This window comes from Mesorhizobium sp. EU05-FHT14A09 (genome assembly GCF_058790995.1).
This window is the reverse complement of the sequence record NZ_JBYTDF010000004.1, coordinates 543,458-558,451: the sequence shown is the minus strand read 5'-3', so window position 1 is coordinate 558,451 and position 14,994 is coordinate 543,458. Positions and strand designations below refer to the sequence as shown.

The window sequence follows — 14,994 nt, the reverse complement described above, 5'->3', positions numbered from 1 at the left end:
CCCATACCCTTAGCCGACGCGGCTGCGGAACACCGGCAGCGCGATGTCCTTTGCAGCAATGGCCAATACCTTGAACAGCTCGCCCATCGCCTGCGGACCGGCAAGGCGTTCGACTTCGCCCGACAGGCGCTCTCGGCTGGCGTCATCGGCTTCGGCGCCGAGACGACCGGCGCGCTCCAGCAAACCCATGCCCAGCAGAAACGAACCTTGTGTCGTGAAGTCTGCCCGCAGGCCGGTGGCCCGGGCCGAGGCAGCCAGGGCGGCGAAATCGACATGCGAGGTGAGGTCGGCCTCGCCGGGGCTCGCCAGAACATCTTCGTACTGGTGATTGCGCAGGGCCTGCAAGGTGTCGCCGACCCCAGGCTGCAAGTGGCCATAGTCGAAGAACAGTCCTGCGCCGCCATGCATGGCGATACGCTCGGCAATTGTCTGCATCAACGCCGAGCGCGCCGGGGCGAGCTCGGCGATGGCGCCTTCGGAGGCGGTCAGCGCATCGGGTGGCAGGAGCGCCGGGTCAAGCGAGGCCGCCCCGGCAAAAAAGGCGAGGTCTCCGGTCGCATCCAGCCCAACCATCCGCTCGCGCCAGCCATCGCTGGTGCGTACGAATTGCCGGATCGGAACGGCATCGAACAGCTCGTTGCCGACGATCAGCAGCGGCGCATCAGGCAAGGAAGCGGTCGTCTCATGCCATTCTGCGCTTGCGGCCATGCCGGTCAGCGTCTCTTTCTGGACGTCGCGCAATCGCGGGCTGGTTTCGATCAGCGCGACCGAGGCGCTCGCAGCAAAAGCCGGATCAAGGCGCTTTAAGGTACGCAGCATGTCCTTCATCAAGGTGCCACGGCCCGGTCCGATTTCGGCCAGGGTGACGGGCTTCGGCGAGCCGATCGCGCGCCATGCCTCGTAGAGCCAGACCGCTACCAGTTCGCCGAACATCTGGCTTATCTCGGGCCCCGTGGTGAAATCACCACCGGTGCCGAACGGCTCGCGCGTCGTGTAATAACCCGCCTCGGGATCGAACAGGCAAAGTGCCATGTATTCGCTGGTCGGGATCGGGCCGACCGTCGTGACCAGTTCGGTGATGCGGCGTTTCAGCTCGGTCATGCCGGCTGTGTGTGCGTGACAGGCCTGGCTGTCGCCATGCACCAGATGCCGATGAGGACCATCGGCGCCGACAGCACCATGCCCATGGTGAGCCAGCCACCGAAGAGATAGCCGAGTTGCTGGTCGGGCTCGCGGAAGAATTCCACGAAGATGCGGGAGAGCGCATAGCCAGTGACGAAGGCACCGGCAACGAAGCCCGGCGTCATCAATTTCAACCGTGAATAAGTGAGGACGCGCAGCACCAGGAAGAGCACGAGGCCTTCGAGCAGCGCTTCGTAGATCTGGCTGGGATGGCGGGCGAACGGGCCGCCATTGGGAAACTCGACCGCCCATGGCACTGTGGTAAGCCGTCCCCAAAGCTCGGAGTTGATGAAGTTGGCGAGCCGACCGAGGCCGAGGCCGACAGGCACGCCGGCAGCCACCACGTCGAACAGCGACCACACATGGATGCCGCGCGAGCGGGCGAAGAAATACATCGCCAGGATGGTGCCGGTGATGCCGCCGTGGAACGACATGCCGCCGTCCTGCAGGTAGAAGATCTCGATTGGATTGTTGAAGTAGCGTGGGAAATTATAGAAGAGCACGTAACCCAGGCGGCCGCCGGCAACGATGCCGACCGCAGCCCAGACGACGAAGTCATCGATATCGATGGGCTTCATAGGCAGTTTGCCCTCAGGCCAAAGCCGGCTGTTGGTGATCAGGCGCTTAGCATACCACCAGGCAAACAGGATGCCGACGACGTAGGCGACGCCGTACCAATGCACCTTCAACGGCCCAAAGCCGAAAAACGGGCCGATCTGGAAGATGACCGGATCGATGTTCGGAAAGGAAAGGGCAGCCAGCGGCAGCAGGTCGCTCATGAAATCTCCCATGCGGGTCGTACCAGGGCGGAATGCGACGCTGTACCGCTATCCCGCGCTATCTCTTTGTTTTGGTGCACGATCTTGTCCGAAAAGCCCGTAAGTTTTCGGGATCGTGCTTTGCGGCGCGGACCATGGGACAGGCTTTTGGCGCGGTCAAGGCGGAGCAACCTTGCATTCTGCCATGCGGCTCATTAGGTCAAATCAACCAACAGGGGTTTTGCCATGTCGACCGGACCGAACCGCATCCTCGATGAATTCGCCAAGCTGGTGACCGATGCAGCCGGAGCCGCCCAGGGCGTGCGCCGCGAGGTGGAAACCGCCTTTCGGGCGCAGGCGGAACGGCTGCTGAATTCCATGGAGATCGTGCAGCGCGAGGAGTTCGAGGCGGTGCGCGAGATGGCAGCCAAGGCCCGTGAGGAAAACGCCAAACTGGCGGCCCGTATCGATGCGCTGGAAGCGCAGCTTGGCGGCTCCGCCGCCGCCAAGGCTGAAAAACCAGCTTCGGCCACCACCACGAAGCCACGCGCAAAAAAAATAATTCGTTAAATCTTTCCACAACCCGCCGTCTGAAAAAGCGCTTTGTCGTGAATCGCTTAACGGGGACCTGTGACTCTTTGTGACTCCGCTTTCCACATGCGAATTGCCCGCCCCAAAAAATTGGGCTGGTCACGCGACTCCCGATCAATAGACTGAATTTGCTGCATGATTCGGAACGGGGTCATGCGCCGGGCGGTGGGGTCCGGTCATGGGGTGTTGCGTCGAGCAGTCCAGGCCGTCCGAGTTCTTGAACATTTGTTCGTTGTGCGTGCCTCCCCCGCGGAGCGTGCGGTGGCGCTCCCAGAACGACAGGAAGCATTCCATGGAACTTCTCGAACTCGAATTTTCCCGCGAGATCCATCCGGTCGATGTGATCGAGCAGGTGGCGCACAACAATGACTGGTCGTTCGAGCGGGCCGGCGACGACGAAATCTCGATCTCGGTGACCGGAACCTGGACCGACTACCACGTGTCCTTTTCCTGGATGGAGGACTTCGAGGCGCTTCATCTTGCCTGTGCCTTCGACATAAAGGTTCCGGAGACCCGCACGCTCGAAGTCATGCGGCTGCTGTCGCTGATCAACGAGCAGATGCTGTTCGGCCATTTCGACCTTTGGGAGCAGGAAGGCGCGATCATGTTTCGCCAGTCGCTGCTGCTCGCCGGGGGAGTCGAACCTTCGAGCCAGCAGGTCGAGGTGTTGTTGTCCTCGGCGCTGGAAGCGTGCGAATGCTACTTCCAGGCGTTCCAGTTTGTCGTCTGGTCGGGTACCTCGGCCAAGGATGCGCTGTCGAGCGTTCTGTTTGAAACCTATGGCAATGCCTGATCGCCGAGAAAAATGACTGCCAGTACCGAGCGTAAACCCGATATCACCTTTGCCGATTTCGACCGTGTCGACATCCGTGCCGGCACGATCGTCGAGGCTGAGCCTTTTCCGGAAGCGCGCAAGCCCGCGATCAAGCTGAAGATCGATTTTGGGCCGGAGATCGGCGTGAAGAAGTCGTCGGCGCAGATCACCAAATATTATACGCCGGAGAGCGTGATCGGCCGTCAGGTCTTCGCGGTGGTGAATTTCCCGCCGCGCCAGATCGGCAAGTTCATGTCGGAAGTGCTGACGCTCGGTTTCCCCGACGGCGACGGTGAGGTTGTGCTGGGAGCGATCGAACGCAAGGTGCCGGACGGCGGCCGGCTTTTTTAGAGCGTTTCCGTTTCTGGCGGAAACGCTGACGCGCGAGCTCTTTGTTTTTCTGCGCATTTTCCCTGGAATTGCTCCAGGCCGCTCGGTCATCCTGTGTCAGGCGGCGAGTTTCTCGCGATTCCCGAGCGCTTCGTGGACCGTCTCCATGAACATGTCGGCACAGGCTTTCCACGTGTAGCGCATGGCGCGTTCGCGCGCCTCGGCCCGGCTGACGGTCAAGGCATCGAGGCAGGCCTGCCGTAGATCGTCCGAGACCTTGCCGCCAATGCCGTCGCCGACGATGTCGATCGGGCCGGTCACCGGATAGGCGGCCACAGGCGTGCCGCTGGCCAGCGCCTCGATGATCACATTGCCGAATGTGTCGGTGCGGCTGGGGAACACGAAGACGTCGGCGGAGGCGTAGATTTCAGCAAGTTCACCGCTCGGACGATGGCCGAGGAAATGGGCGTTCGGATAACGTGCGGTCAGCTTGGCGCGTTCCGGTCCTTCACCGACGATGACCTTGCTGCCAGGCAAGTCGAGATCGAGGAAAGCCGGCAGGTTCTTCTCGATGGCGACGCGGCCGACCGACAGGAAAATCGGTCGCGGGAAGGGCAGGTCGCCGCGCTTGTCGGGACGGAAATGCTCGATGTCGACGCCGCGGGTCCAGGGCTTCAGCTTGTTGAAGCCCCGCGAGGTCAGGTCGTCAGCCAATGACTGGGTTGCGACCAGCGTGCCCTGGCCGGAATTGTGGAAATCGCGCAGCCAGTTGTAGGCCCAGCGTTCCGGGACGGGCAGGCGGGCACTCAGATATTCCGGGAAGCGCGTGTGGTAGCTGGTGGTGAAAGGCCGGCCATGCGCACGGCAATAGCGACGTGCCATGATGCCCAGCGGACCTTCGGTCACGATGTGGATGTGATCGGCCTTGGAGTCTGTGATCAACCGGGCGACATGGCGTGGTGTGGTCAGCGCCAGGCGAATGTCGGGGTAGGTCGGCAGGGGCAGGGTTCGGAAGGTGTTGGGGGTCAGGAACTGGGTTTCGACGCCTTGCGCCTTCAGGGTTTCGGTCAGTCGTTCCAGCGTGTGGACAACGCCGTTGACCTGTGGGCGCCAGGCGTCAGTGACCATCAGAATGCGCATGGGACCTCGCCGCAATGCCGCTGGGAATTGTTCGCGCGTGGCCGCAGGGGGAAATCGCTCTGCAGCCAATCCTCGCGCCAGTCCGGCCTGGCAGGCAGGACGCCGGGATCCAGGCGCCAGATCGAATCATGGACAATCGCGCGCTTCATGGGCGCTCTTGACCATGTTTTCATGACGCGGCGATGAATTGGGTCTGGCGGGTGCGCGACGCCTTATGGGTTCAGGACGGCACCCGGATGATCGCACGCAAGCCGCCGAGCGGGCTGTCTTCGAGGGTGATGTCGCCGCCATGGGTGCGCGCGATGTCGCGTGCGATGGAAAGACCGAGGCCGGTGCCGCTGGCATCGAGATTGCGTGCCTCGTCCAGCCGCACGAAGGGTTTGAAAACCTCTTCCCGCTTGTCCTCCGGGATGCCGGGGCCGTCGTCGTCGATCGTAACCACTAGCGAGCCGCGGCTGTTGACGGCCTTGATGTCGACCGTCTTGCCATAACGGAACGCATTGCCGGCGACATTCGACAGCAGCCGTTCGAAGGCGTTCGGCCGGACATGCACGAGCTTGGGTCCGCTGACGAGGGTGGTCAGCTTGCGTTTGCGCAAGCCGGCTTCGTCGCGCAGCTTCTGGAAGTAGGTTTCCAGGTCGAAATCACCCTGATCCTCGGATGCTTCGCCGCGCGCGAAGGCCAAATAGCCCTCAAGCATCGACTGCATGTCCTGGATGTCCTGATTGAGCGCCTCGGTATCGGTGCGCTTGCCGCCGATCAGCGCCAGCTGCAGCTTGAAACGGGTGAGCACGGTACGCAGGTCATGGCTGACGCCGGTCAGCATCGCCGTGCGCTGCTCCATCTGGCGCTCGATGCGTTCGCGCATCTGGATGAAGGCAAAGCCGGCGCGCCGCACTTCCTCGGCGCCGCGCGGCCGGAAGTCGCGCGGCATCGGGCGCCCCTTGCCGAAACTCTCGGCGGCTTCGGTAAGCGCCAGGATCGGCCGGATCTGATTGCGCAGGAAGGGGATGGCAATCATCAGGAGCACCAGCGAAGCGCCGACCATCCAGATCAGGAAGACGATGGTGTTGGAGGCATAGGCCTGGCTGCGACGCACGAAGACACGCAGCACCTTGTCCTCCAGCTGGATGCGCACCTCGATGACGTTGGAATTACCGACCGTGTCGATCCAGAAGGGACGATTGATCTGGCGGGTGATTTCAGCCGGGAGCACATCGTCCAGGATGGAGAAGAACGGCCGTGGTCCTGGCGGCGGCAACGGGTCGGGCGGCAGAAGATCGACCTTCAGCTGCATGCGATCCTGCGCCATGCGGATGATGTTGGCGTAGTCAGCCTCGCGTGGATAGGTCTCCATCAGATCGACGACGGCGGCGATGTCGCGCACCACGGCTTGCGACAGGCGCTGCGTCATCTGCTGCCAGTGGCGCTCGAGAAAGACATAGGCGATGACAGACTGCAGCAGGATCATCGGCGCGATGACGATGATGAGCGAGCGGGCGTAGAGCCGCTTCGGCATGTAGAAGGAAACGAGGCGCCAGAACCTGCGCCAGCCGCGCGGCAGCGCTCCCAACGTGCGCGCAATGCGTCCGTCTTGCGGTTGCGGTCTCTGCAATTCCGAAGTCGCCATTCACCTACCGGTTTGCGCGATGCCGTCGCCGAAGCGACGGCGTTGCATTCTATTCCACGCTCAACCGATACCCAATACCGCGCACGGTCTGCAGCCAGACGGGATTGGCCGGATCGCGCTCTATCTTGCGGCGCAGGCGGTTGATCTGGACGTCGATGGTGCGCTCGCCAACCTCCGAATCGTCTCCGACCAGTTCGTGACGCGGTATTGTCTCGCCGGCACGGGCAGCGAAGATCGCCAGGATCTCCTGTTCGCGGTCTGTCAGTTTCAATGCCTCGCCGCCCTTCTTCAGCTCGCGCTTGGCGATCTGGAAGGTGTAGGGGCCAAATACCAGCTGTTCGACCTTCGGGGTGGTGGCTGGGCCGCCACGGCGCAGGATGTTGTTGATGCGCAGGATGAGCTCCCGCGGATCGAAGGGTTTCGGCAGGTAGTCGTCGGCTCCGGCCTCGAGGCCGCTGATGCGGTTGTCGGTCTCCGAGAGCGCCGTCAGCATCAGGATCGGCACATTCTTGTCCGTCCGCAGTGAGCGGGTCAGGTCGACACCGCTTTCGCCGGGCATCATGATGTCCAGCACCAGAAGGTCGAAATCCAGGCCGACCAGCTTGCGTCTTGCCTCGTCGGCGTTACCGGCCACGGTGATGCGGAAGCCGTTCTCGGTCAGATATTGCTTGAGCAGGTTGCGGATGCGGGTGTCGTCGTCGACCACCAGGAGATGCGGCGCGTCGTCGTTCGGCGCGGGCGGCCTGTCGGTCCTCTCAATGTTCTCCATCATCGTCCCCTGATCGTTGCTGGGTAGGGTTCGCGGGCAAGATATCAATCTGCGCCCTCAATTCCGGATTGACCATCGCTTTTAGGAACAACTCAATCGAAGCGCGGTTCCCTAAACCGGAATCTCCCAATGCCGTATGGATGCGGCGCGACTGTGGCCGCGCCAGCGCCAATGCCAGCGCGCGGCCTTTTTCGGTTGGGTAGAGTTCGCGCTGGCGACGGTCGCGCGGGCCTGGCAGTTGCACGATATGATCGGTGTCGATGAGCTGTTTGAGCACACGCGCCAGCGACTGCTTGGTGATCTTGAGCACATCCAGCAATTCCGCCACGGTGAGGCCCGGCCTGCGGTTGACGAAGTGCAGCACACGATGGTGCGCGCGACCGAAACCGTAGTCGGCAAGGATCTCGTCAGGATCGGAAGTAAAGTCGCGATAGGCGAAGAAAAACAGCTCGATGAGGCTGAAATCTATGCCGTCCTGCTCGCCTACCGGCGTTTTGATCGGCGCTCCTCGAGCGGTCTTGCGGTCAGCCATGATGGTCCTGCATTTAGCCGAAAAATATGTCAGCATTATTGACGTATTTTTCGAGCAGTGGTAATTTTCGATAAGCTTTAGGGCTGATTGCGCACGAAAAGGCAAGGCGGCAACGCTTTCGACTAACTTTTCATCAGCGTGCATCTGGCCTGCGCAAGCATCGCGCAGATTGCCCTCAAGCCGATCGACAGCAACGCAACGTGACAACGCTGCGCAGGCCTGCCTGCGCCTGGGAGGATTCTATGACGACTGTTCCCTTCGACCAACTGGATGGATTTATCTGGATGAACGGCCAGTTCATCAAATGGGCCGATGCGAAAGTTCATGTGCTGACCCACAGCCTGCATTATGGCGGCGCCGTCTTCGAAGGCGAGCGCGCCTATGGCGGCGAGATCTTCAAGCTGACCGAACATAGCGAAAGGCTGCATGAATCGGCGCGCATCCTCGGCTACACCATTCCCTATTCGGTGGCTGAGATCGACGAGGCCTGTCGCACTCTCCTGAAGATGCAGGGGTTCCAGGACGCCTATGTCAGGCCGATCGCCTGGCGCGGCAGCGAGCAGACGTCAGTGGGCGCGCAGAACAACCGTATTCATTGCGCGATCGCCATCTGGCAGTGGCCGAGCTATTTCGACCCGGAGCTCAAAATGCGTGGATTGCGACTCGACTGGGCGGAGTACCGCCGGCCGGATCCGCGTACCGCCCCTTCGAAATCGAAGGCTTCGGGGCTCTACATGATCTGTACCATGTCGAAGCACCTGGCCGAGGCCAAGGGTTATGCCGATGCCCTGATGCTCGACTGGCGTGGCCAGGTGGCCGAAGCGACCGGCGCCAATGTCTTCTTTGTCAAGGACGGCAAGCTGCACACGCCGATCGCTGACTGCTTCCTTGATGGCATCACGCGACGCACGGTGATGGACCTGGCGCGCCAGCGCGACATCGACGTCGTCGAACGCGCCATTCTGCCAGAAGAACTCGCCGGCTTTGACGAATGTTTCCTGACCGGCTCTGCTGCCGAGGTCACGCCTGTGAGTGAGGTCGGACAATACCGATTCGCTGTCGGTGCCATCAGCAGAACGCTTGTTCAAGCCTATGCGGACGCTGTTCAACCGGCAAAAACAGTCGCAGCTGCCTAGGAAATTTGACGGTTTGTGTTCAAAAGGCAGTTATGCGCTGCTTTTTTGCTCGCGCTTTTTTCTGCCGTTTGACTTTCAACGGATTCGCGGTCTCATTTTGGTGTCTGCCTGCGGCGGCAGGCATCCAAGGAGGGACTAAAGAATGGAAACACTTCTCCCGATCATCGTCCAGGTGGTCACTGGTATCATCGGCGGTCAGGCGGTGGGTGCAGCGCTGCAGCAGGCGGCAATGTCCCAGCTTCCCAAGATCCTCGGTGGTGCCATCGGCGGCGTCGGTGGCGCGGCCATCCTCGGCAGTCTGCTCGGCGGCGGTGCGGTTGACCCGGCTGCGGCCACGGCGGCGGCGAGCGGCCTGGGCGGCGCACTCAACCTCAACAACATCGTCGGCGGTGCCGGCGGCGGCGCGATCCTGACCGGCGTCATCGGCCTGGTCATGAACGCGATGAAAAAGTAAGCGCTGGCATTTTCAGATTTTCCAGAATGGGCGGCTTTGGCCGCCCATTTCATTTGGCTGCCCTTGACCGGCCTGTGCGTCGACAAGCTGGACGCAGACGTTTTCGCCCTCTAGTTGAGGGGAAAGAGATCAAGGAGCCATCATGGGTCAGCTCAATGCCGGCATCGTGCCGGTCACGCCGTTCCAACAGAACTGTACCATCCTTTTCGATGGCGAGAGCAAGGTGGGAGTGGTGGTCGATCCCGGTGGCGATGTCGAACGCATCCTGGCGGCCGTGCGCGACAATGGCATTTCGGTCGAGGCGATCTGGATCACGCACGGCCATATCGATCATGCCGGCGGGGCGATGGACCTCAAAGACGCGCTCGGTGTCGATATCATCGGTCCGCATGAAGATGACAAGCCATTGCTCGACAATCTTGAGAACCAGGCCCGCCGCTTCGGCATCACCGACACCATCCGCAACTGTGTGCCGGACCGTTTCCTGGCCGAAGGCGAGACGGTGTCGTTCGGAGGCCATACGTTCGAAGTGCTGCATTGCCCGGGACATGCGCCGGGCCATGTCGTTTTCTTCAACCGCGATGCGCGTTTTGCCCATGTCGGCGACGTGCTTTTCCACGGCTCGATCGGCCGGACGGATCTTCCCGGCGGCGACCACGACACCCTGATCCGCATGATCAAGGAAAAGCTGCTGCCGCTTGGCGACGATGTCGGCTTCCTGTGCGGGCATGGTCCCGGCAGCCGCTTCGGCGACGAGCGCCGTTCAAACCCGTTCCTCGTCTGAAACGCGGGCATTGCGCATGGAAAAAGCGCCGCCTGGGAGGCGGCGCTTTCGGGTCTAGGCAGGGAACTTGAACGTCTGGTTTGGGTCAGTTGGCGTTGCAGAAGTGCTGCAGCCCGTCATAGCCCGTAAAGGTGCCTGAGCGCGCGTTGAACGAACGGTAGCGGTTCGAGCAATAGCTGTACCATTCAGGGCTCCAGGGTTCGATGGCGCCAGCATAGCGATAGTACTGCCGGACAACAGGCCGCGGCCGTACCACATAGCGGGGACGCGGCTCGTAATACGGATCGTAATCATCGTAGTAGGCCGGTTCGCGATAACGCGGCTGCGACAGGGCGCCTGCTATGATCGCGCCGGCAGCGAGACCCACGACACCGGCAGCCAGAGCATCGCCACCGCGATCGCGGTGATGGCGGCGCCAGCGCCAATCATCGGCACTTGCAGGGGAAAAGGTTGCCAGGGTCGTTGCGCCAACGGCAACGGACAGGATGGCGGCTTTGACAAATCGGTTCATGACGGTCTCCTTCGTTCCGGTTCGCCGCTTCTGTTGGAGGCGTCGTCCGGTCTTGCAGCCAGTAATAGGCGGTCGTGGCTGAACGGAGGCTGAACGAAATCGCTGCCGCGAAATCTGTCAAAGAAGTCCCACCGCGCCATTTTGCGATGGGCTATGCTCAGTCAATCAAAGTCGTCCTTAACCGATCGGCTCAACCGACCGTCAGGTTGACCGCCTTGGGACCCTTGCCGCGCTTGTCCGGCTCGGTGTCGAAAGTCACTTTCTGTCCATCTTCAAGACCAGGAAGCCCGGATGCCTGCACGGCGGAAATATGAACGAAAACGTCCTTCGCTCCGTCGTCCGGCGTAATGAAGCCGAAGCCCTTGGCATGATTGAAGAATTTGACAGTGCCGGTCTGCGGCATGGGAAACTCCTTGTGAACCCCATCAGTCCAGTCTCCGGGCACAGGGTGACCCAGAGTGGAAATTTGTCGTTTATTTTGGCGGTATCGGCAAGAAAAACTTTTGCCGTTGGTTAGCCGTCAAGCCGCGAATGCTTGAGCACTCAGACAAAAGGCGCGGCGAAAGCCGCCACGCCTTTCGAATTTGTTGCCGCTCGCTGATCGCACGCAGTCTTATGCTGCAGTCAGATTGACCGCCTTCGGTCCCTTGCCCTTGCGATCGGGTTCGACTTCGAAACTGACCTTCTGTCCATCCAGCAGCGTGCGCAGGCCGGAGGCCTCGACCGCGGAAATATGAACGAAGACATCCTTGTCGCCGTTGTCGGGCGTGATGAAGCCGAAGCCTTTGGTGGAGTTGAAGAACTTTACGGTACCGGTCTGGGCCATTGGAATAACTCCTCACCCGTTCAATGATGGGTTCTGCCCTTCGTCCTGCGCCGATGGGCAGTTCCCGGTGGTTTTTTCGGCGCTCATGCATTTGCGCATGACAAAACCCCCCGCCGAAAAACGGGGCTGTCAGAGATTCACACTATCGGGGAAAGGGTCGTTCAAACGTTCCAGTCTCCGGGTCGCAAATGCCCGAACACGGAATCTATCGCACGGAAATGTGATTGTTGCAAGCTGGAGCAGGTTACTGGGCTCCTAGCTTGCGCCCGCACTAGACCCTCGACAAGGCGGGGTCATCTGCCACAGACCAGGAAAGATAGGCACAGAGCCAGAGGCGGGTCATTCACCAAGCATCGAGGCGGCGCTTGCGCAAGCCCGCGCAAAGTCTATTCAATCGGTGCTGATACGATGACGCAGAGGCGGAAGCGTGTCACCGGCAGATGTGCCGGCTTGGGGGATGGAGAGAGGGTCATGACATTTCTGAAATTCCTGCTGCGGCCACAGGGCCTCGCACTTGCGGTTCTGGCGATCGTGCTGGCGGCATGTACCGTCGTCGTCGATGAGGGGCCCGGGCCCCGGCCGCGTCCGCCATATCCAGGTCCGGGGCCACAGTTCTGCACGCGGGAATATGAGCCCGTCTGCGCGCGGCGAGACGGCGACAGGCAGACCTTCGCCAATGCCTGCATGGCGCGACGTTCCGGCTATCGCGTCATCGGCGACGGTGCATGTCGCGGCGGCGGCTGGGACGACGGCGATGATCGTCCGCAGATTTGTACGCGGGAGTATGCTCCGGTCTGCGCGCGCCGATCCGGGCAATTGCAGACTTTCCCGAATGGCTGCGAAGCGCGGGCAGCCGGTTGGCGCATCGTCGACGATGGGCCGTGCTGATCTTCCGTAGATGGGCGCTGTCGGCCAATGGTTGGTGGCGCCTTTTGCGATTGATTGAACAAGCCAAGCTTGAAAGCGCCTGCCTGATAGCCTAGGTCGCAACAGGCTCAGACGAACAAGGCAGGTGTCCCATCAACCGGGCATTGAGACGGCGCGAAGGCGCAAAGGGTGGAGCTGGCGGCTCCGGGCAACCTCCTCGGGGCGGCGATCTCGATCGTGCCGTCGCGCAGGCATTGCAGTTGCACCAGACGGGGCGGTTGCAGGAGGCGGAAGGCCTCTATCAGCAGGTTCTCGCTGCCAGGGCCAGTCATGCCGCGGCCGCACATTTCCTCGGTCTGCTGCTGCATCAGACCGGCCGTGGTGCGGAAGGACTGGTCCTGATCGAGCAGTCGTTGCGGGCCGAACCCAGGAACCCGGATTTCCTCAACAACTATGGCACGGTGCTGCGCGATACGGGTCGTGTCGTCGCGGCTGCCGACCAGTTCCGCAAAGCTGTTGCGGCGAAGGCCGACCATGCCGCGGCGCGCGAAAACCTTGGCTCGTCACTGCGCCAGATCGGCCATTTCGATGCGGCCGAGGAAGTCTTCCGCGCCACGATCGGCCGCAATCCTTTCCACATGCGCGCAAGGGCAGGGCTCGCCGAGACACAGCAGGAGGCTGGCCGGCTCGATGATGCACTCGTTACCTTTCGGGAGGCGCTGACCATCCGGCCGAAAGATGCGGACCTCAATCATGGCTACGGTGTCGGATTGATGGAGAAGGGCCGCCTGGCCGAGGCCGCCGATCACTTCCGCACCGCGCTGGCGGCAGACCCGGCACAGGCCAGGTCGTGGATGATGCTCGCCCAGGTCAAGCCTCAGCGGGAGCGTGACGGCGAGCTGGCCGCCATGGAGGCGCAGCATGCCAAGGCGCCGGCAGACAGTCTGGCGCGCATGCAGCTGTCCTTCGGTCTCGGCAAGGTGCATGATGATCTCAAAGTCTACGACAAGGCATTCGATTATTTCGCCGAAGGCAATGCCATTCGCCGCAGGGGCATTTCCTACGATGCCGCGAAGACGCGCGCCGATTTCGAGGCGATGAAGGCGACCTTCACCAGGGAGTTCTTCGAAAAACACAAGCCGAGCGCGATCGAGGACGATGCGCCAATCTTCGTTGTCGGCATGCCACGTTCAGGCACCACGCTGGTCGAACAGATCATCGCCAGCCACCCGCAGGTGTTCGGTGCTGGCGAGCTGGTCATCCTGAAGACGGCCGTGGGCAAAGGTTTCCCGCTCGACATGAAGGGTGGTTTCCCGGCTGGGATCGCCAATATGCCGGACAAGGCCTTTGCTGATGCCGGTCACGATTATCTCGACATGCTGCATGCCCGTTATCCGGGCTTCAAACATGTCACCGACAAGATGCCGGGTAACTTCGTGCTGGTCGGCTTCCTGCATCTGATGCTGCCGAAGGCCAAGATCGTGCATTGCAGCCGCAATGCGGTGGCGACGTGCCTGTCGATCTTCAAGTCGCATTTCCGTGGCGACGGCCATCTTTACGGCTATGACCTTGCCGAGCTGGCAGACTTCCACAATCTCTATGTGGATATGATGGCGCACTGGCAAGCGGTCCTGCCGGGCGTCGTTCATGATGTGCGCTACGAAGATTTCGTCGCCGATCAGGAAGGCCAGAGCCGTGCATTGATCGATTATCTCGGTCTGCCGTGGAACGATGCGGTGCTGTCGTTCCACGAGAATGAGCGGCAGGTGCGAACGGCTTCGGCCGCCCAGGTGCGCCAGCCGATGTACAAGGGTTCAGTCGATCTCTGGAAACGCTACGGCGACCGGCTCGATCCGCTGATCGAACGGCTGAAATAACAGCCGCCTAAAACAAACCGCCGGATCGTCTGGGGACATGATCCGGCGGTTGGAAGCCTGCCTCCTGTCTGGAGAAAAGCGGCCTCGGCTACTTGGAGGCGTTCATTGCCCAGTTGACGCCGAACGGATCGCGCAGGCTGCCCCAGCGGTCACCCCAGAACATATCTGCGAGTGGGCTCTCGATCTCGCAGCCGGCTTCCACCGCACGCTTCCACCAGCTATCGATGTTGTCGGCCTGGAGGATGAGCTGCATCGTGTAGCCTTGCGCCGGCTGGTGCGGATGGCCGTGGTCGGGATAAGCGTCGCACAACATCAGCGAAGAACCGTTGATGTAGAGATGGATGTGCATGGTGCGGCCTTGCTCGTCCGGCGGATAGGCAAACACTTCCTCCGCGCCGAAGGCATGCTTGTAGAATTCGGCTGCCTTCGCGGCGCCGTCCACCTGAAGATAGGCGATCAATCCGCCGAGCACTTTCGGGCGAGGGTACTCGGTCTGTGCGGTTGTGTCGTTCATAGGGGGCTCCTCTCGTTTTTTCGTTCAAGCTTACGGGTTCAGCGCATTCGCCCGGGCGAGCAGGCCGAATGGCCGGTTCGCCCAGCCATCGGTGGTCTCGGGCCAGCCGATGTCCTTGCGCAGCTCGATCGGCAGCGAACGAAGCACGCGCTCGGTCCGGGCGCGCGAGCGTGCCGCCGAGTATTCGGTCGCGATGCGACCAATGGATGACAGGATCGACATGGTGCATTCTCCCTTTGTTGGCGGCGACATCATTGTGCCGACACCCAAGGAACGAAT

Annotated in this window: 19 protein-coding genes; 8 read left to right on the top strand and 11 right to left on the bottom strand. The window is 61.5% G+C overall.

All coding sequences use genetic code 11. The features are described from left to right. Positions 1-9: 9 nt before the first annotated feature. Both AC3WTO_RS17700 and lgt read right to left on the bottom strand, forming a co-directional pair. Positions 10-1,101, bottom strand: a complete 1,092-nt coding sequence (locus tag AC3WTO_RS17700; RefSeq protein ID WP_492462050.1) for a class I SAM-dependent methyltransferase — start codon at positions 1,099-1,101, stop codon at positions 10-12. Next, positions 1,098-1,961 carry a prolipoprotein diacylglyceryl transferase gene (gene lgt, locus AC3WTO_RS17695; protein WP_492462049.1) on the bottom strand — a complete coding sequence of 288 codons (864 nt, stop codon included), beginning with the start codon at positions 1,959-1,961 and terminating at the stop codon, positions 1,098-1,100. Before lgt ends, AC3WTO_RS17700 begins: the two co-directional genes overlap by 4 nt. Before the next feature lie 225 nt (positions 1,962-2,186). On the opposite strand from lgt, the gene AC3WTO_RS17690 reads away from it, so the two are divergent. The 3 genes from AC3WTO_RS17690 (at position 2,187) to AC3WTO_RS17680 (ending at position 3,696) form a co-directional block, all read left to right on the top strand. Further along, positions 2,187-2,510 carry an accessory factor UbiK family protein gene (locus AC3WTO_RS17690; RefSeq protein WP_492462048.1) on the top strand — a complete coding sequence of 108 codons (324 nt, stop codon included), beginning with the start codon at positions 2,187-2,189 and terminating at the stop codon, positions 2,508-2,510. 313 nt (positions 2,511-2,823) lie between these two features. Further along, positions 2,824-3,324 carry a type III secretion system chaperone family protein gene (locus tag AC3WTO_RS17685; RefSeq protein ID WP_492462047.1) on the top strand — a complete coding sequence of 167 codons (501 nt, stop codon included), beginning with the start codon at positions 2,824-2,826 and terminating at the stop codon, positions 3,322-3,324. 12 nt (positions 3,325-3,336) lie between these two features. After that, positions 3,337-3,696: a tRNA-binding protein gene (locus AC3WTO_RS17680; protein WP_492462046.1), complete on the top strand. Its 360-nt coding sequence runs from the start codon at positions 3,337-3,339 to the stop codon at positions 3,694-3,696. A 96-nt stretch (positions 3,697-3,792) separates the two neighbouring features. On the opposite strand, the gene AC3WTO_RS17675 is transcribed toward AC3WTO_RS17680, so the two are convergent. The 4 genes from AC3WTO_RS17675 to AC3WTO_RS17660 all read right to left on the bottom strand — a co-directional run bounded on the left by AC3WTO_RS17675 (position 3,793) and on the right by AC3WTO_RS17660 (position 7,746). Then, positions 3,793-4,815 (bottom strand): glycosyltransferase family 4 protein, encoded by a 1,023-nt coding sequence (locus AC3WTO_RS17675; protein WP_492462045.1) that lies wholly within the window; start codon positions 4,813-4,815, stop codon positions 3,793-3,795. A gap of 220 nt (positions 4,816-5,035) precedes the next feature. After that, on the bottom strand, positions 5,036-6,445 hold the full coding sequence (locus AC3WTO_RS17670; RefSeq protein WP_492462044.1) for an ATP-binding protein: 1,410 nt from the start codon (positions 6,443-6,445) through the stop codon (positions 5,036-5,038). A gap of 49 nt (positions 6,446-6,494) precedes the next feature. Next, positions 6,495-7,214 (bottom strand): response regulator, encoded by a 720-nt coding sequence (locus AC3WTO_RS17665; protein ID WP_144377105.1) that lies wholly within the window; start codon positions 7,212-7,214, stop codon positions 6,495-6,497. Then, complete coding sequence (locus tag AC3WTO_RS17660) at positions 7,201-7,746, bottom strand: MarR family winged helix-turn-helix transcriptional regulator (protein WP_129413841.1); 546 nt, start codon at positions 7,744-7,746, stop codon at positions 7,201-7,203. The genes AC3WTO_RS17665 and AC3WTO_RS17660 overlap by 14 nt, the downstream gene beginning before the upstream one ends. A 242-nt stretch (positions 7,747-7,988) precedes the next feature. Here AC3WTO_RS17660 and AC3WTO_RS17655 point away from each other — a divergent pair, with 242 nt between their 5' ends. From AC3WTO_RS17655 to AC3WTO_RS17645, 3 genes are all read left to right on the top strand, one after another. Beyond that, entirely contained in the window at positions 7,989-8,882 is an 894-nt protein-coding gene (locus AC3WTO_RS17655; RefSeq protein WP_492462043.1) for a branched-chain amino acid aminotransferase, read from the top strand. A gap of 142 nt (positions 8,883-9,024) precedes the next feature. After that, positions 9,025-9,336: a hypothetical protein gene (locus tag AC3WTO_RS17650; protein ID WP_492462042.1), complete on the top strand. Its 312-nt coding sequence runs from the start codon at positions 9,025-9,027 to the stop codon at positions 9,334-9,336. A gap of 142 nt (positions 9,337-9,478) precedes the next feature. Continuing rightward, on the top strand, positions 9,479-10,120 hold the full coding sequence (locus tag AC3WTO_RS17645; RefSeq protein ID WP_492462041.1) for an MBL fold metallo-hydrolase: 642 nt from the start codon (positions 9,479-9,481) through the stop codon (positions 10,118-10,120). An 85-nt stretch (positions 10,121-10,205) separates the two neighbouring features. Here AC3WTO_RS17645 and AC3WTO_RS17640 read toward each other — a convergent pair whose 3' ends face one another. The 3 genes from AC3WTO_RS17640 to AC3WTO_RS17630 all read right to left on the bottom strand — a co-directional run bounded on the left by AC3WTO_RS17640 (position 10,206) and on the right by AC3WTO_RS17630 (position 11,457). After that, the gene (locus AC3WTO_RS17640) at positions 10,206-10,631 is read right to left on the bottom strand and encodes a BA14K family protein (RefSeq protein WP_129413845.1); all 426 of its coding nucleotides are present in this window, start codon (positions 10,629-10,631) and stop codon (positions 10,206-10,208) included. A gap of 190 nt (positions 10,632-10,821) precedes the next feature. Next, positions 10,822-11,034 (bottom strand): cold-shock protein, encoded by a 213-nt coding sequence (locus tag AC3WTO_RS17635; protein WP_024925394.1) that lies wholly within the window; start codon positions 11,032-11,034, stop codon positions 10,822-10,824. Between the two features lie 210 nt (positions 11,035-11,244). Then, the gene (locus tag AC3WTO_RS17630) at positions 11,245-11,457 is read right to left on the bottom strand and encodes a cold-shock protein (protein WP_129413846.1); all 213 of its coding nucleotides are present in this window, start codon (positions 11,455-11,457) and stop codon (positions 11,245-11,247) included. Between the two features lie 471 nt (positions 11,458-11,928). Between AC3WTO_RS17630 and AC3WTO_RS17625 the strand changes: the two genes are divergently transcribed. Together AC3WTO_RS17625 and AC3WTO_RS17620 are read left to right on the top strand one after the other, a co-directional pair. Beyond that, positions 11,929-12,345, top strand: a complete 417-nt coding sequence (locus AC3WTO_RS17625; protein ID WP_492462040.1) for a Kazal-type serine protease inhibitor domain-containing protein — start codon at positions 11,929-11,931, stop codon at positions 12,343-12,345. Between the two features lie 143 nt (positions 12,346-12,488). Continuing rightward, on the top strand, positions 12,489-14,201 hold the full coding sequence (locus tag AC3WTO_RS17620) for a tetratricopeptide repeat-containing sulfotransferase family protein (RefSeq protein ID WP_492462039.1): 1,713 nt from the start codon (positions 12,489-12,491) through the stop codon (positions 14,199-14,201). Positions 14,202-14,289: 88 nt separating this feature from the next. Here AC3WTO_RS17620 and AC3WTO_RS17615 read toward each other — a convergent pair whose 3' ends face one another. Continuing rightward, positions 14,290-14,715 (bottom strand): VOC family protein, encoded by a 426-nt coding sequence (locus AC3WTO_RS17615; protein ID WP_492462038.1) that lies wholly within the window; start codon positions 14,713-14,715, stop codon positions 14,290-14,292. A gap of 30 nt (positions 14,716-14,745) precedes the next feature. Beyond that, a complete protein-coding gene (locus tag AC3WTO_RS17610) occupies positions 14,746-14,937 on the bottom strand; it encodes a hypothetical protein (protein ID WP_492462037.1) in 192 nt (63 codons plus the stop codon). Positions 14,938-14,994: the final 57 nt, after the last annotated feature.

Coding starts and splice junctions, on each gene's coding strand:
- AC3WTO_RS17680 (WP_492462046.1), top strand. CDS start 3,337: ATGACTGCCAGTACCGAGCGTAAACCCGATATCACCTTTGCCGATTTC.
- AC3WTO_RS17690 (WP_492462048.1), top strand. CDS start 2,187: ATGTCGACCGGACCGAACCGCATCCTCGATGAATTCGCCAAGCTGGTG.
- AC3WTO_RS17685 (WP_492462047.1), top strand. CDS start 2,824: ATGGAACTTCTCGAACTCGAATTTTCCCGCGAGATCCATCCGGTCGAT.
- AC3WTO_RS17675 (WP_492462045.1), bottom strand. CDS start 4,815: ATGCGCATTCTGATGGTCACTGACGCCTGGCGCCCACAGGTCAACGGC.
- AC3WTO_RS17610 (WP_492462037.1), bottom strand. CDS start 14,937: ATGTCGATCCTGTCATCCATTGGTCGCATCGCGACCGAATACTCGGCG.
- AC3WTO_RS17640 (WP_129413845.1), bottom strand. CDS start 10,631: ATGAACCGATTTGTCAAAGCCGCCATCCTGTCCGTTGCCGTTGGCGCA.
- AC3WTO_RS17615 (WP_492462038.1), bottom strand. CDS start 14,715: ATGAACGACACAACCGCACAGACCGAGTACCCTCGCCCGAAAGTGCTC.
- AC3WTO_RS17655 (WP_492462043.1), top strand. CDS start 7,989: ATGACGACTGTTCCCTTCGACCAACTGGATGGATTTATCTGGATGAAC.
- AC3WTO_RS17650 (WP_492462042.1), top strand. CDS start 9,025: ATGGAAACACTTCTCCCGATCATCGTCCAGGTGGTCACTGGTATCATC.
- AC3WTO_RS17635 (WP_024925394.1), bottom strand. CDS start 11,034: ATGCCGCAGACCGGCACTGTCAAATTCTTCAATCATGCCAAGGGCTTC.
- AC3WTO_RS17670 (WP_492462044.1), bottom strand. CDS start 6,445: ATGGCGACTTCGGAATTGCAGAGACCGCAACCGCAAGACGGACGCATT.
- AC3WTO_RS17645 (WP_492462041.1), top strand. CDS start 9,479: ATGGGTCAGCTCAATGCCGGCATCGTGCCGGTCACGCCGTTCCAACAG.
- AC3WTO_RS17630 (WP_129413846.1), bottom strand. CDS start 11,457: ATGGCCCAGACCGGTACCGTAAAGTTCTTCAACTCCACCAAAGGCTTC.
- lgt (WP_492462049.1), bottom strand. CDS start 1,961: ATGAGCGACCTGCTGCCGCTGGCTGCCCTTTCCTTTCCGAACATCGAT.
- AC3WTO_RS17700 (WP_492462050.1), bottom strand. CDS start 1,101: ATGACCGAGCTGAAACGCCGCATCACCGAACTGGTCACGACGGTCGGC.
- AC3WTO_RS17625 (WP_492462040.1), top strand. CDS start 11,929: ATGACATTTCTGAAATTCCTGCTGCGGCCACAGGGCCTCGCACTTGCG.
- AC3WTO_RS17665 (WP_144377105.1), bottom strand. CDS start 7,214: ATGGAGAACATTGAGAGGACCGACAGGCCGCCCGCGCCGAACGACGAC.
- AC3WTO_RS17660 (WP_129413841.1), bottom strand. CDS start 7,746: ATGGCTGACCGCAAGACCGCTCGAGGAGCGCCGATCAAAACGCCGGTA.